Consider the following 14,928-nt stretch of genomic DNA (forward strand, 5'->3'; position numbering starts at 1 on the left):
CGCCGAAGAACATTTGCCTGTCGGGGCTGAACGAGGCGCTTCCGCCTTTTGTTCTTGTCTACAAATTATGCTACACTAATGTCCAACAATAATCTGAAGGACGGTATATTATGAAAAAACGGGAACAGCCGAAAAGAAAAGATAATGTCATTTACTTTCCCGGACTAGAAAAAAGGTTAACAGATAAAGGGTTGGAAAGCCTTGAGAAGAAAAAATTTAAAGAAGCGATTCCCCTTTTAGAAGAAGCTAGAGAACTAGACCCGGATAACGATAATATATTAATTGGCCTTGTACTCGCCTACTTTGAAGCAGGCTCTTTCAAGAACGCCAAGGTACTGGCGAAGGAGATGCTGCTTAAGGGAATCGGTGACTATATTCAGTTGGTGGATTTGTATTTGACCGTGTTGATTCAGATGCATGAATACCATGAGATTGTCTCTACTATTGAGGCTCTCTTTGACGAAAAGGAAATCCCGACAGAAAAACAAGATCACTTTCTAACCATCCTTCAATTCAGCCGAAGGATGGCCGAAAATCGTCAGACACCAACAGAAGAAGAAAACGTTTTCGAGGAAACCAATGCAAAAGAGCTAAATCTATTAACAACCAAAAATCTAAACGAGCAGCTACTGCTTATTTCAAGCTTAGCGGAAAAAAACATTCGCCCATATGTAAATGAAATAGCTGATTATTTAAAATCAGAAACAGGGCATCCGTTTCTTAAAACAGTGCTGTTAACTCTTTTAAAAGAGCAAGAAATAGATAGAGATTTTGTGATAAAGAAATTTACGAGTGAAGAAAGTTTCCACCCATTCAACCTGCCTGAAGTAAGGGTTCACCCTAAAATGAACAGGGTAAAGGAACTACTAGAAGCCCAGTTAGAGAGCAATAATCCTGTTCTATTTGAACAGACCATCGGAATGGTAGAACGAACTTTTTTTATCAGTTATCCATTTGATTTCCAACCGGAGAAACCAGCAGCGTGGGCGGCAGCCTTTCATTTATTAGCTGAAGATTATTTGGGGATGGATGGGAAAGTCGAGAGGCTTTCAAGTGAATATCAAATTCCAATGGAAGAAATTGAGCAGGCGAGGGCTCAAATAGAGGAAATTGAGAAAATTTCTTATCCTAATATATAGGCTTCGCTGTTGAAAGAAAACAATCCTGTGTTATAATGTAGGGGTTGCATTGTGTAAAAAACTATATTTTACATTTAAAAATGGAAGAATGGCTTGATGGACAAGACATTTTCCGACTCAATTCGTTACGAATGATATGAGAATAGATTTGTTGGAGGGAAAAAGGTATGACAGTAAAATGGGAAAAATTAGAAGGAAACCAAGGCGTCCTTACAGTTGAAGTAAGTGCTGAAGAGGTAACAAAAGGTCTAGACGCAGCGTTCCAAAAAGTTGTAAAACAAGTTAGCGTTCCAGGCTTCCGTAAAGGTAAAATGCCACGTGGCATGTTTGAAAAGCGCTTTGGCGTAGAATCACTTTACCAAGATGCATTAGATTTCATTCTTCCAGAAGCATATGGAAAAGCAATCGATGAAACTGGAATCGAGCCAATTGATCGTCCTGAAATCGATATCGAGCAAATGGAAAAAGGTAAAGAGCTTATCTTCAAGGCAACTGTTACAGTAAAGCCAGAAGTAAAATTAGGCGAATACAAAGGCCTTGAAGTTGAAGAATTAGATACTAACGTAACGGACGAAGACGTTGCAAACGAATTAAAAACTCTTCAAGAGCGTCAAGCTGAGTTAGTAGTGAAAGAAGAAGGAACTGCAGAAAACGGTGATACAGTTGTTCTCGATTTCGAAGGATTCGTTGATGGCGAAGCTTTCGAAGGTGGAAAAGCTGAAAACCACTCGTTAGAATTAGGTTCTGGCTCTTTCATCCCTGGCTTTGAAGAGCAATTAGTTGGAGTAAAAGCTGGCGAATCTAAAGACGTAGAAGTTACATTCCCTGAAGAATACCACGCTGCTGAGCTTGCTGGTAAGCCTGCTGTATTCAAAGTGACTGTTCATGAAATTAAAGGGAAAGAACTTCCTGCATTAGATGACGAGTTTGCTAAAGATGTAGATGAAGAAGTTGAAACATTAGATGCTCTTAAAGAAAAAATCCAAACTCGTTTAGTAGATAGCAAAAAGCATGAAGCAGAGCACCACCTACGTGATACTGTAGTTGAAAAAGCTGCTGAAAATGCTGAAGTTGAAGTTCCAGAAGTAATGGTTACAAATGAAGTAAACCGTATGCTTCAAGAGTTTGAGCAACGTTTACAAATGCAAGGTATGAACCTTGAGCTTTACTTCCAATTCTCAGGTCAAGACGAAAATGCATTACGCGAGCAAATGAAGGAAGAAGCACAAAACCGCGTAAAAGTGAACTTAACTTTAGAAGCGATTGCTAAAGCTGAAAACCTTGAAGTAACTGACGAAGATGTAGAAGCTGAGCTAGAAAAAATGGCTGGTATGTACAACATGACAGTTGATATGATTAAACAAGCTCTTGGCGGTTCTGAAGGTATTAAATCAGACCTTAAACTTAAAAAAGCAGTTGACTTTCTTGTTGAAAACAAGAAGTAAATTTTAACCATTTAAAAAACAAGGTGCGATTTTTATCGTGCCTTGTTTTATACATTTTTCTCATTACATATTATAATAAGGACAGGGAAACCTGTTTATTATCCGGCTGAGGTATTTCGCAGGAGTTTATTTTTATTTTCAATGGGCAGGAAATGGAGCAAATAAAAGCGAATAATTAATTTCCAAACAGTTTTAAGACTTAATTTCAAAAAATATGGTTAAGATTAATGAGTACATAAGTTTTCCATCGACTTACACAAACAAAAAGTAGAGAAGAAAAAACATAATTGCATAATGCGTTTTATTTCCAGTCCATTGGCTTCATGTGTTACAATGCAAAATACATACCACTGAATAGTTAGAAAAATATAGACTTTTGTTTGTGTAAATCACTGCTTCAAATAGGGTACTTACAACGTTTTAAGGGGTGAAAGGATTGTTTAAATTTAATGATGAAAAAGGGCAGTTAAAGTGTTCCTTCTGTGGCAAAACACAGGATCAAGTTCGTAAATTAGTTGCCGGGCCGGGAGTTTATATATGCGATGAATGTATCGAGCTTTGCACAGAGATCGTGGAAGAAGAACTTGGAACGGAAGAAGAAGTTGAATTTAAAGACGTTCCAAAGCCAAAGGAAATCTGTGAAATTCTTAATGAATACGTCATTGGCCAGGACCAGGCGAAAAAATCTTTATCAGTAGCGGTATACAATCACTATAAGCGGATCAATTCTAACAGTAAAATTGATGACGTTGAGCTTTCAAAGAGTAATATTTGTATGATTGGACCAACTGGTAGCGGTAAAACATTATTAGCACAAACATTAGCGCGGATTTTGAATGTTCCATTTGCAATTGCCGATGCCACTTCTTTAACAGAGGCAGGGTATGTTGGAGAAGACGTAGAAAATATTTTATTAAAATTGATTCAAGCTGCTGATTATGATGTGGAAAAAGCAGAAAAAGGAATCATCTATATTGATGAAATTGATAAAATCGCCCGTAAGTCAGAAAACCCATCCATTACACGTGATGTTTCTGGTGAGGGTGTGCAGCAGGCATTATTAAAAATTCTTGAAGGGACAGTTGCAAGTGTTCCGCCTCAAGGTGGAAGAAAGCATCCACATCAGGAGTTTATCCAAATTGATACTACAAATATTTTATTTATCTGCGGTGGAGCATTTGACGGAATCGAACCAATTATTAAACGCCGTTTAGGCCAAAAGGTAATTGGATTTGGATCAGATGTGAAACAGGTGGATGTTTCTCAAAAAGAGCTTCTTTCAAAAGTATTGCCTGAAGACTTACTTCGTTTTGGATTAATTCCAGAATTCATTGGTCGTCTTCCGGTGATTGCGAGCCTTGAACAATTAGATGAGGCAGCATTGATTGAAATTTTAACAAAACCGAAAAATGCGCTTGTTAAACAATATCAAAAAATGCTTGAAATCGATGATGTAGAGCTGCAATTTGAAGAGGGCGCATTAGAGGAAATCGCGAAGAAAGCAATTGAACGAAAAACGGGTGCCCGTGGTCTTCGTTCAATTATTGAAGGAATCATGCTTGATGTTATGTTTGATCTTCCTTCACGCGAAGATATCACTAAATGTATCATTACGAAGGAAACTGTCTTAGAAAACAGTATTCCAAAATTAGTGTTAGAAGATGGAACGGTTGTTGCAGAAGAAAAATCTGCATAATCTTTTAAAGACCTGGCTCTCTGCCAGGTCTTTTTACTTTTTGTGGTTTATTCCTCCTTCCTGCAGGAAATACTTATTAATATATAGTGAGTATGTAGTAGGAGGGAAATGTATGAGTTGGACGGGGATTGCCTTATTTATACAGCTGTTTTTCGGAATTATCATTGGGCTGTATTTTTGGAATTTGTTGAGGAATCAGCGTACGCAAAAAGTGTCCATTGACCGGGAATCCCGTAAAGAAATGGAGCAGCTTCGCAAAATGAGGTCCATTTCATTGACTGAGCCATTAGCTGAAAAAGTGCGCCCTACAAGCTTTAAGGATATTGTAGGCCAAGAGGATGGGATTAAATCATTAAAGGCGGCCCTTTGTGGACCGAATCCACAGCATGTAATTATTTATGGACCACCGGGAGTTGGAAAAACGGCTGCTGCACGTCTTGTTCTAGAAGAAGCCAAAAAGAATCAAAAGTCACCATTTAAAGCATCCTCTGTGTTTATTGAATTAGACGCCACAACAGCACGGTTTGATGAAAGAGGAATTGCAGACCCTTTAATTGGTTCTGTCCATGACCCTATTTATCAAGGTGCAGGCGCAATGGGACAGGCGGGAATACCACAGCCCAAACAAGGTGCAGTGACAAATGCCCATGGTGGAGTGCTCTTTATTGATGAGATTGGTGAATTACACCCAATCCAAATGAATAAACTTCTAAAAGTATTAGAGGATCGAAAGGTCTTTTTGGAAAGTGCCTATTATAATGAGGAAAATACGCAAATACCAACGCATATTCATGATATTTTTAAAAATGGACTTCCTGCCGATTTCCGTTTAATTGGTGCCACTACTAGGACTCCGAGTGAAATTCCTCCGGCGATTCGTTCACGATGTATGGAGGTGTTCTTCCGCGATTTAAATCAGGAGGAAATTGTGGAAGTGGCGAAGAAGGCGGCTGAAAAAGTAAATCTAGAAATTAATGAAACAGGTGTTAATACCTTATCTACATATGCGAGAAATGGCCGTGAAACGGTCAATATGATCCAAATTGCAGCTGGACTTGCCATTACAGAAGACCGTAATTATATCAAGGATGAAGACATTGAGTGGGTTATCCATTCTAGTCAAATGACTCCAAGGATGGAAAGAAAGATTAATGATATTTCCCATGTGGGTCTGGTGAATGGACTAGCTGTGTATGGGCCAAATTCTGGTGCCTTGCTTGAGATTGAAGTTACAGTCATCCCGGCAAAAGACAAGGGAACCATCAACATAACTGGTATTGTTGAAGAAGAAAGTATTGGCGGTCAAGGGAAATCCATTCGCCGGAAGAGTATGGCACGCGGTTCGATCGAAAATGTGATTACGGTTCTCCGTTCGATGGGAGTGCCTGCAAATGACTACGATATCCATGTTAATTTTCCTGGCGGTGTTCCAATCGATGGACCTTCTGCAGGGATTGCCATGGCGACAGGGATTTATTCCGCCATTTATAAAATTCCAATTGATAACACGGTAGCTATGACTGGTGAGATTAGTATTCATGGTAATGTGAAGCCTATTGGCGGTGTTTATCCTAAGGTAAAGGCAGCGAGAAAGGCAGGAGCCAAAACCGTCATCATTCCAGAGGAAAATATGCAAACGATCTTGAATGAGATTGACGGAATCAACATCGTTCCTGTTACCCATCTACATGAAGTATTCGAGATTGCCCTAGTCCAATCCTTTGGAAAGCACGAAGCCATTCCAGCCTCGATTGAACTAACAAAGAAAGAATCGATTTAATATAAATAGCATATAAAACTTCGGTCTGTTTTTCATAGAACAAACCGGAGTTTTTTATTGCTTATCTCTCAAACCAAATCCAAAATGAATATAGGAAGATTTCCTTACGTTTGGGGAAAATATAAATTATATTGAAAAAGAGATCACGAATCTCTAAAAATAGACACCATATTATAAATACGTTAGAATTGTACAAAGACTAATCTGCTATTAGTAGTAGGAAAACTAGGATTGCATGTGGAGGTGCAGTATATTGACGGAAAAGAACGAATGGATCGTCCCCCTCCTGCCGCTTCGAGGATTGCTTGTTTATCCGACAATGGTCCTACATTTAGATGTAGGCCGTGAAAGATCTGTACAAGCACTCGAAAAAGCAATGGTAGATGACCACTTAATTTTTTTAACAACTCAAAAAGATGTATCAATCGATGATCCATCCGAAGAGGATATATACAAAATTGGTACTTTAACTAAAGTGAAACAAATGCTAAAACTGCCTAACGGTACCATTAGAGTATTGGTAGAAGGCTTAAACCGAGCGGAAATTGTTTCATTCTATGAGGAAGATGAGTACTATTCGGTAAGCGTGGTTACGTATGATGATCCTGACACTAAGGATGTTGAAGACCAAGCCCTGATGAGAACAATGCTTGACTATTTTGAGCAATACATAAAACTCTCTAAAAAAATCTCGGCAGAAACGTATGCCTCTGTCGCTGATATTGAAGAACCTGGTAGAATGGCTGATATTATCGCTTCTCATTTACCACTCAAGCTAAAGGAAAAGCAAGAAATCCTTGAGACAATTGATGTAAAGAGCCGTGTAAATCGCGTAATTGATACCATTCATAATGAAAAAGAAGTACTTAATTTGGAAAAGAAAATTGGCCAACGAGTCAAACGGTCGATGGAACGGACGCAAAAAGAGTATTATCTTCGTGAGCAAATGAAGGCCATTCAAAAAGAATTAGGCGATAAAGAAGGCAAAACAGGTGAGATTGCTGAGCTGACAAAAAAAATTGAACAGGCTGAAATGCCTGAGCATGCGAAAAAGGCCGCCCTTAAGGAATTAGATCGATATGAGAAAGTGCCATCTAGTTCGGCAGAAAGTGCAGTCATCCGTAATTATATCGAATGGTTGATCACAATACCTTGGTCCAAAAAGACAGAGGATGATATTGATATTCTTCGAGCCGAAAAGGTATTAAATCAAGATCATTACGGATTGGAAAAGGTTAAGGAACGTGTACTTGAATATTTGGCGGTACAGAAGCTGACTAATTCCTTAAAAGGCCCTATTCTTTGTTTAGCAGGACCTCCTGGTGTGGGAAAAACAAGCCTTGCCCGCTCTATTGCCACATCACTGAATCGCAACTTTGTTCGAGTGTCCCTAGGTGGAGTACGCGATGAATCTGAAATACGCGGACATAGAAGAACTTATGTGGGTGCCATGCCTGGACGCATTATTCAAGGAATGAAAAAAGCAGGAACGATTAACCCTGTCTTTTTACTAGATGAAATTGATAAAATGTCTAGCGATTTCCGTGGAGATCCATCTTCAGCTATGCTGGAAGTATTGGACCCAGAACAAAACCATAATTTTAGTGACCATTATATTGAAGAAACCTACGATTTATCAAAGGTCATGTTTATTGCGACAGCTAATAATTTGTCTACCATTCCTGGTCCATTGTTAGACAGAATGGAAATCATTACGATTGCAGGCTACACGGAACTTGAAAAAGTACACATCTGTAGAGACCATTTGTTACCGAAGCAAATTAAAGAAAATGGTTTAACGAAGGGGATTCTTCAGGTTCGTGATGATGCGATACTGAAAGTGGTTCGTTATTATACTCGCGAAGCCGGAGTACGAAGCTTAGAGCGTCAAATGGCGACCATCTGTAGGAAGACAGCGAAAATCATCGTTTCCGGTGAAAAGAAGCGGGTAATTGTTACTGAAAAGAATGTAGAAGAATTTTTAGGAAAGCCACGATTCCACTATGGAATGGCTGAAACTGAAGATCAAGTAGGGGTTGCAACTGGTTTGGCTTATACGACAGTTGGTGGGGACACCCTGCAAATAGAGGTTTCACTATCACCAGGTAAAGGAAAACTTGTTCTAACAGGTAAACTTGGCGATGTGATGAAGGAATCTGCACAAGCCGCATTTAGTTATATTCGCTCAAAGGCGACTGAATTGGGTATCGAAGCAGATTTTCATGAAAAATATGATATTCATATCCACGTACCAGAAGGAGCTGTTCCAAAGGATGGACCTTCTGCGGGAATTACAATGGCAACGGCACTCGTATCGGCTTTAACTGGTAAACCGATTCGTAGAGAGGTTGGAATGACTGGTGAGATTACACTTAGAGGAAGAGTTCTACCAATTGGTGGTTTAAAGGAAAAAACTTTAAGTGCCCATCGCGCAGGTCTGACGAAAGTCATTCTACCAAAGGACAATGTAAAGGATATTGATGATATTCCAGAAAGTGTAAGGAATGAACTAGAATTTGTACCAGTCTCACATGTAGATGAAGTTCTAAGACATGCCCTTTTAGAAGGTGATACTAAATGAAGGTAGTAAGTTCAGACATTGTCATCAGTGCGGTTAAGCCAGAGCAGTATCCAGAAACAGAATTGCCTGAATTTGCCCTTGCAGGGCGTTCAAACGTAGGAAAGTCGTCTTTTATTAATAAGATGCTAAATCGTAAAGGATTAGCGAGAATTTCATCTAAGCCAGGTAAAACGCAAACGTTAAATTTTTTCCTGATCAATGAGATCCTGCACTTTGTCGATGTCCCTGGGTATGGATATGCCAAGGTTTCGAAGACAGAAAGGGCCGCATGGGGAAAGATGATTGAAACGTATTTTACGACTCGTGAGCAATTACGGGCAGTCGTTTTAATCGTTGATTTACGCCATCCACCGACAGCGGATGATGTGATGATGTATGATTTCTTAAAACACTATGAAATCCCATGCATTGTTATCGCAACGAAGGCAGATAAAATCCCAAAGGGAAAATGGCAAAAGCATCTTAAGGTCACACGCGAAACATTAGACCTTGATAAAAATGACCATATGATTGTCTTCTCTTCTGAAACAGGAGAGGGAAAAGATAAAGCATGGTCCTTGCTACAGAGTTATATGTAAGTAAGGACATAGAAAAACGCCTAGCAGTTAAGTGTCAGGCGTTTTTTCTATGTAGAACTGGAAAATTTCCCTGTTATTTTTTCTTTTTTAGTAGAAAATAAATACCAACAACAATTAACAGAGCGGGCCAGAATTTCCAAATAAAGCTCATGCCATTTTGTAGTAAGCCAAGATAGCCGGCAATTTTATCATAAAATAGCAGCAATACCGCTAAAATGAGAAAGAGGAATGCTTGAAACAAGCCAGTATTTGTTTTTTGAAAACGAAGGAAAAAACCAATTGATATAATGAGAATTAACATGCCAATGGTATGGCTTGGCCAAAAGGACACATGACCAACAAGATGAAAGTGAAGACCGAAACCACTCATGATGACTCCAGGAAGAATGGCTTCATGTTCCTTAGCTGAATAGCCCTGACCTAAAAAAGCAATCCCAACGATCATCAGCAAGGTAGGCCATGTATAAAATTGTTGAAAAATAGTAATTCCTGTTTGCTGCAGTAAAAAGTAAGCTCCAAAACCAATTAGAATAATTCCGGGGAAAATTCGCTGATTTTTCATTAAAAAACACCACTTCCAATAAGGTTCACTTGAATCTATTCTATTTTTTTGATACTGTACTTAAGGAAGTAATAGATAAAAATAAGTCCTACTATTTTTTTATCATAACATATCTTTCGTTTTCTGTTCACATTTTCCGAGCAAAAGTCGAAATTGCTCATGATATAATCATACTAGTTAATACTGCTAATGTACTATTAAGTGGGGGTGTACGAAACAAATGCATACTTTAGTAATCGGTCTTAACTATAAAACTGCCCCTGTAGAAATCCGTGAGCGGTTGACATTTAATGAAACCGAACTTGTGGATGCCATAAAAAAGTTAAACACTAAAAAAAGCATCCTAGAAAACATCATCTTGTCTACATGTAATCGTACGGAAATTTATGCGGTTGTCGATCAACTCCATACTGGTCGCTATTATATAAAAGAATTTCTGTCCGAATGGTTCGGCATGGAACAAACGGAATTCTCTCCATTCTTATTTGTTTATGAAGACGATGGAGCCGTAGAGCATTTGTTTAATGTTACGTGCGGACTCAATTCCATGGTTTTAGGGGAAACACAAATACTTGGGCAGGTTCGTACTAGCTTTATGCTGGCACAACAGGAGGAAACGACTGGGTCGGTATTTAATCACTTGTTTAAACAAGCAATTACGGTAGCCAAACGTGGGCATTCAGAAACAGATATCGGTGCTAATGCCGTTTCTGTCAGTTATGCTGCGGTTGAACTGGCTAAGAAAATCTTCGGTTCTCTTGCGAATAAACATGTATTGATTTTCGGGGCGGGAAAAATGGGTGAATTAGCAGCCCAAAACCTGCATGGTAACGGTGTGAAAAAGGTAACAGTCATCAATCGTACGTACGATAAAGCAAAAACCCTTGCCAGCCGTTTTAATGGCGAAGCGAAAACGTTAGCTGACTTACAGCAGTCACTTATTGAAGCAGATATTTTAATTAGCTCAACGGGTGCAAAAGACTTTGTCATTACAAAAGAAATGATGGCTAAAGTTGAGAAAAAGCGTAAGGGTAAACCATTATTTATGGTAGATATTGCTGTACCGCGTGATCTGGACCCAAGAATTTCAGAGCTTGAGAATGTCTTTTTATACGATATTGACGATTTAGAAGGCATTGTTGAAGCAAACTTGCAAGAACGCCAAAAAGCAGCAGCCAAAATTAGATTGATGATCGAAAAAGAAATCGTTGAGTTCAACCAATGGCTTGGGATGCTTGGCGTAGTGCCAGTCATTTCCGCTCTTCGCGAAAAGGCTTTAGCCATTCAAGCTGAGACAATGGTAAGCTTAGAAAGAAAATTGCCAAACCTATCAGATCGTGACCTGAAAGTATTAAACAAACATACAAAGAGCATTATCAACCAGCTTTTAAAGGATCCGATTTTACAAGCGAAGGAACTGGCTGCTAGACCAGATGCCGAACAGGCGATGGATTTGTTTATTAAAATATTCAATATTGAAGAGCTTGTTGAAGAACAACATTCGAGAGCAGCCGAAGTTAATTCATCACCGGTTCTTAAACCACAGGCTTCCTTTCAGTCATAAGGGGTACTGTCTATGTTCGACGTCTTTATGACAAGGCTTCATGAATTAACGGTTGTTCTATATGCCTTCAGTGTGTTGTTATATTTCTTTGATTTCATTCACCATAACCGGAAGGCAAACCGAATTGCCTTCTGGTTACTTGCATTTGTATGGGTTTTACAAACGGTTTTCCTATTTTTCTATATGACAAAAACAGGAAGGTTCCCTGTACTAACGATATTTGAGGGACTCTATTTTTATGCTTGGGTATTAGTAACATTGTCAATTGGGATAAATCATTTACTGCGAGTCGATTTTATCGTCTTTTTTACAAATATCCTTGGTTTTACCGTTATGGCGATTCATACCTTTGCTCCAATGCAATACCATTCTCATATCATGGCCAAACAGCTAGTATCTGAACTACTGTTAATCCATATAACAATGGCGATTCTTTCATACGGGGCATTTTCCCTTTCGTTCGTATTTTCAGCCCTTTACCTGCTTCAATATGATTTATTGAAACGGAAGAAATGGGGAGCACGGCTTGTTCGACTGGCAGATTTAGATAAACTTGAAAGATCATCCTACATATTGGCTGTCATTGGTGTTCCGATGCTACTACTCAGCCTTATTTTAGGCTTACAGTGGGCATTTCTAAAAGTTCCTGGAATGCCGTGGTACGATATGAAAATTATTGGGTCGTTTTTGTTGCTAACGGCCTACAGCATCTATTTATATCTCCGGATCGGGAAAAACCTATCTGGCAGAAGGTTAGCAATTTGGAATACGGCGTCATTTTTAATAGTATTAATTAATTTTTTCTTATTTGGTCGATTATCATCGTTCCATTTATGGTATGCATAACCTTAGGAGGCAGTCATGAGAAAAATTATTGTTGGTTCTAGACGAAGCAAATTGGCATTAACACAAACCAATTGGGTAATTGAACAGCTAAAGAAGCTGGACCCTCGGTTTGAGTTTGAAGTAAAAGAAATCGTAACAAAAGGGGATAAAATCCTCGATGTCACTCTTTCAAAAGTGGGCGGAAAAGGGTTATTCGTTAAGGAAATAGAGCAAGCTATGCTTGATAAAGAGATTGATATGGCCGTTCACAGTATGAAAGACATGCCAGCTGTTTTACCTGAGGGTCTTACAATCGGCTGTATTCCTTTCCGTGAAGACCACCGTGATGCTCTTATTTCAAGAGATCATGTTAAGTTGAAAGATTTAAAGCCAGGCGCAATTGTAGGGACGAGCAGCCTTCGCCGCAGTGCTCAGCTATTAGTTCAACGTCCAGACTTAGAGATTAAATGGATCCGTGGAAATGTGGATACAAGACTAGCAAAATTACAGGAAGAAGAATATGATGCCATCATTTTAGCAGCAGCAGGACTTTCCCGCCTTGGCTGGGCTTCTGACGTTGTAACAGAATTTATTGATGCCGATATTTGTATTCCTGCTGTTGGGCAAGGAGCACTATCCATTGAATGCCGTGAAGACGATAAAGAATTACTAGAGCTGTTTGAGAAATTCACCTGCAAGAAAACAGAAACAGCGGTTCGTGCCGAGCGTGCTTTCCTGCAAAAAATGGAGGGTGGCTGTCAGGTGCCAATTGCTGGCTTTGCCCGAGTAGAAGAAAATGATGAAGTCGTATTAAATGTTCTTGTTGCTTCTCCAGAAGGTCAGGAGATCTTTAAAGAGGAACTAAGAGGACAAAATCCGGAAGAGCTTGGTGTTCAGGCTGCTGATTTATTAATTAAAAAAGGAGCCAAGGACCTGATTGATAAGGTGAAACGGGAGCTGGAAGGTCAATGATCCAATCATTGCCCTTGCTTGATAAAAAAGTCCTTGTTCCTAGAGGCGAAAATCAAGCAAAATCCTTTTCACAGCTAGTAGAAAGAGAGGGAGGGATTCCAATCGAAATCCCTCTTATTGCCTTTCGACCTATTGAAAAAGTCGATCGCCTTCAAGATTCTTTGAAGGCCCTTGATACATATGATTGGATTATTTTTACAAGCAATGTAACGGTTGAGACCTTTTTTTCTTTTTACCAAAAGGAAGAGTTGGATGAAAGATTTCCTAAGATTGCAGTGATTGGGAAAAAGACGGCAGAGTGCTTGAAGGAAAAAGGGCTAACTGCTACATTTGTTCCATCTGCCTATGTGGCTGAAGTATTTGTTGAGGAGTTTTTACCTTATATACAAAGTGGAATGAGGGTTTTGCTTCCAAAAGGAAACCTTGCGCGGGAATACATCTCACGAGCCTTATCAGAAGCCGGAGCTATGGTGGATGAAATCGTCATTTACGAAACCTATCTGCCTGATGAAAGCCGGGAAAAGCTGGCAAGAATGCTGGCTGACCAGCAGCTAGATATTCTGCTTTTTACAAGTCCTTCCACGGTGGATCATTTGATGGAGGTTGTCAAAGATTTCGGCCTTGAAGAACAGCTAAACAAGTGTGTCATCGGCTGTATCGGTCCGGTAACAGAGAAAAAGCTAGTGGAACACGGGCTCGTCGTTCATGCTTCACCAGAGGAATATACCGTAAAAGAAATGATTAAAAGCACAATTGCTTATTTAGATGTGGAGGAATTATAAATGGAACTTGAATTTAAACGTCATCGCCGCCTACGTTCTAGTGCCAGCATGCGCGCACTTGTTAGAGAAAATCACTTGAAAGCGGAGGACTTTATTTATCCGCTGTTTATTTATGAAGGGGAAAACATCCGCAATGAAGTTTCATCCATGCCAGGTGTGTTCCAAGTATCCATGGACCATCTTCAAGCTGAAATGGAAGATATCGTTGCTCACGGCATTAAGTCTGTCCTTTTATTCGGTATTCCTGCGACGAAGGATGCGTGTGGTGAACAAGCTTATCATGACCACGGTATTGTTCAGGTAGCCACTCGGTTTATTAAAGAACACTTCCCAGAAATTATCGTTGTAGCAGATACTTGCTTGTGTGAATATACAAGCCATGGACACTGTGGCGTCGTAGAAGGTGAGAAAATCCTTAATGACGAGTCATTAGAACTTCTTGTAAAAACAGCCGTGGCACAAGCTCAAGCTGGTGCAGACATTATTGCTCCATCTAACATGATGGACGGCTTTGTTGCTGCTATTCGTGCCGGTCTTGATGAAGCTGGATTTACAGAGATTCCGATCATGTCCTATGCGGTGAAATATGCTTCTGCGTTCTACGGACCGTTCCGTGAGGCAGCAGAGGGCGCACCACAATTCGGTGACCGTAAAACCTATCAAATGGACCCGGCTAACCGCATGGAAGCATTCAGAGAAGCAGAATCAGATGTGGCTGAGGGTGCTGATTTCTTAATTGTTAAACCAGGTATGCCATACCTTGACATCGTTCGTGATATGAAAAATACCTTTAACCTGCCTATTGTTATTTATAACGTGAGCGGTGAGTATTCCATGATTAAGGCAGCTTCTGCAAACGGCTGGATTGACGAGAAAAACACCGTTCTTGAAATGTTGATGGGCATGAAGCGTGCCGGTGCTGACTTGATTATCACTTATGCAGCAAAAGATGCGATTCGCTGGTTAAAAGAAGACCAATAAACATTTTTGAAAAGAGGGAAAAG

Annotated in this window: 12 protein-coding genes; 11 read left to right on the forward strand and 1 reads right to left on the reverse strand. The window is 39.7% G+C overall.

Annotated features, from left to right (window positions below):
- Positions 1-110: 110 nt before the first annotated feature.
- The 6 genes from ABES03_RS02175 (at position 111) to yihA (ending at position 9,219) form a co-directional block, all read left to right on the forward strand.
- The gene (locus tag ABES03_RS02175; protein WP_430114755.1) at positions 111-1,139 is read left to right on the forward strand and encodes a tetratricopeptide repeat protein; all 1,029 of its coding nucleotides are present in this window, start codon (positions 111-113) and stop codon (positions 1,137-1,139) included.
- A gap of 167 nt (positions 1,140-1,306) precedes the next feature.
- Entirely contained in the window at positions 1,307-2,584 is a 1,278-nt protein-coding gene (gene tig / locus ABES03_RS02180; RefSeq protein ID WP_430114757.1) for a trigger factor, read from the forward strand.
- A 436-nt stretch (positions 2,585-3,020) separates the two neighbouring features.
- Positions 3,021-4,280, forward strand: coding sequence for an ATP-dependent protease ATP-binding subunit ClpX (clpX, locus tag ABES03_RS02185; protein ID WP_430114760.1), 1,260 nt, complete (start codon positions 3,021-3,023; stop codon positions 4,278-4,280).
- Positions 4,281-4,392: 112 nt separating this feature from the next.
- Positions 4,393-6,060 carry an ATP-dependent protease LonB gene (gene lonB / locus ABES03_RS02190; protein ID WP_430114762.1) on the forward strand — a complete coding sequence of 556 codons (1,668 nt, stop codon included), beginning with the start codon at positions 4,393-4,395 and terminating at the stop codon, positions 6,058-6,060.
- A 235-nt stretch (positions 6,061-6,295) separates the two neighbouring features.
- Positions 6,296-8,641 carry an endopeptidase La gene (gene lon, locus ABES03_RS02195; protein ID WP_430114764.1) on the forward strand — a complete coding sequence of 782 codons (2,346 nt, stop codon included), beginning with the start codon at positions 6,296-6,298 and terminating at the stop codon, positions 8,639-8,641.
- On the forward strand, positions 8,638-9,219 hold the full coding sequence (yihA, locus tag ABES03_RS02200) for a ribosome biogenesis GTP-binding protein YihA/YsxC (RefSeq protein ID WP_430114767.1): 582 nt from the start codon (positions 8,638-8,640) through the stop codon (positions 9,217-9,219). The genes lon and yihA overlap by 4 nt, the downstream gene beginning before the upstream one ends.
- Before the next feature lie 73 nt (positions 9,220-9,292).
- Here yihA and ABES03_RS02205 read toward each other — a convergent pair whose 3' ends face one another.
- Complete coding sequence (locus ABES03_RS02205; RefSeq protein WP_309860291.1) at positions 9,293-9,781, reverse strand: LiaF transmembrane domain-containing protein; 489 nt, start codon at positions 9,779-9,781, stop codon at positions 9,293-9,295.
- Between the two features lie 220 nt (positions 9,782-10,001).
- On the opposite strand from ABES03_RS02205, the gene hemA reads away from it, so the two are divergent.
- From hemA to hemB, 5 genes are read left to right on the forward strand one after another with little or no spacing between them, the layout of a single operon-like run.
- Positions 10,002-11,345, forward strand: a complete 1,344-nt coding sequence (gene hemA / locus ABES03_RS02210; RefSeq protein WP_430114770.1) for a glutamyl-tRNA reductase — start codon at positions 10,002-10,004, stop codon at positions 11,343-11,345.
- 12 nt (positions 11,346-11,357) lie between these two features.
- Entirely contained in the window at positions 11,358-12,191 is an 834-nt protein-coding gene (gene ccsA, locus ABES03_RS02215; protein ID WP_430114772.1) for a cytochrome c biogenesis protein CcsA, read from the forward strand.
- A 15-nt stretch (positions 12,192-12,206) separates the two neighbouring features.
- Entirely contained in the window at positions 12,207-13,142 is a 936-nt protein-coding gene (gene hemC / locus ABES03_RS02220) for a hydroxymethylbilane synthase (RefSeq protein ID WP_430114774.1), read from the forward strand.
- Positions 13,139-13,924 (forward strand): uroporphyrinogen-III synthase, encoded by a 786-nt coding sequence (locus ABES03_RS02225; protein WP_430114776.1) that lies wholly within the window; start codon positions 13,139-13,141, stop codon positions 13,922-13,924. The genes hemC and ABES03_RS02225 overlap by 4 nt, the downstream gene beginning before the upstream one ends.
- Positions 13,925-14,905, forward strand: coding sequence for a porphobilinogen synthase (gene hemB, locus ABES03_RS02230; protein WP_430114778.1), 981 nt, complete (start codon positions 13,925-13,927; stop codon positions 14,903-14,905).
- Positions 14,906-14,928 lie beyond the last annotated feature (23 nt).

This window comes from Neobacillus rhizosphaerae (assembly GCF_050477885.1).
GTDB lineage: Bacteria > Bacillota > Bacilli > Bacillales > Cytobacillaceae > Neobacillus > Neobacillus rhizosphaerae_A.

Coding starts and splice junctions, on each gene's coding strand:
- tig (WP_430114757.1), top strand. CDS start 1,307: ATGACAGTAAAATGGGAAAAATTAGAAGGAAACCAAGGCGTCCTTACA.
- hemA (WP_430114770.1), top strand. CDS start 10,002: ATGCATACTTTAGTAATCGGTCTTAACTATAAAACTGCCCCTGTAGAA.
- ccsA (WP_430114772.1), top strand. CDS start 11,358: ATGTTCGACGTCTTTATGACAAGGCTTCATGAATTAACGGTTGTTCTA.
- hemB (WP_430114778.1), top strand. CDS start 13,925: ATGGAACTTGAATTTAAACGTCATCGCCGCCTACGTTCTAGTGCCAGC.
- lon (WP_430114764.1), top strand. CDS start 6,296: ATGTGGAGGTGCAGTATATTGACGGAAAAGAACGAATGGATCGTCCCC.
- ABES03_RS02205 (WP_309860291.1), bottom strand. CDS start 9,781: ATGAAAAATCAGCGAATTTTCCCCGGAATTATTCTAATTGGTTTTGGA.
- hemC (WP_430114774.1), top strand. CDS start 12,207: ATGAGAAAAATTATTGTTGGTTCTAGACGAAGCAAATTGGCATTAACA.
- yihA (WP_430114767.1), top strand. CDS start 8,638: ATGAAGGTAGTAAGTTCAGACATTGTCATCAGTGCGGTTAAGCCAGAG.
- ABES03_RS02225 (WP_430114776.1), top strand. CDS start 13,139: ATGATCCAATCATTGCCCTTGCTTGATAAAAAAGTCCTTGTTCCTAGA.
- lonB (WP_430114762.1), top strand. CDS start 4,393: ATGAGTTGGACGGGGATTGCCTTATTTATACAGCTGTTTTTCGGAATT.
- ABES03_RS02175 (WP_430114755.1), top strand. CDS start 111: ATGAAAAAACGGGAACAGCCGAAAAGAAAAGATAATGTCATTTACTTT.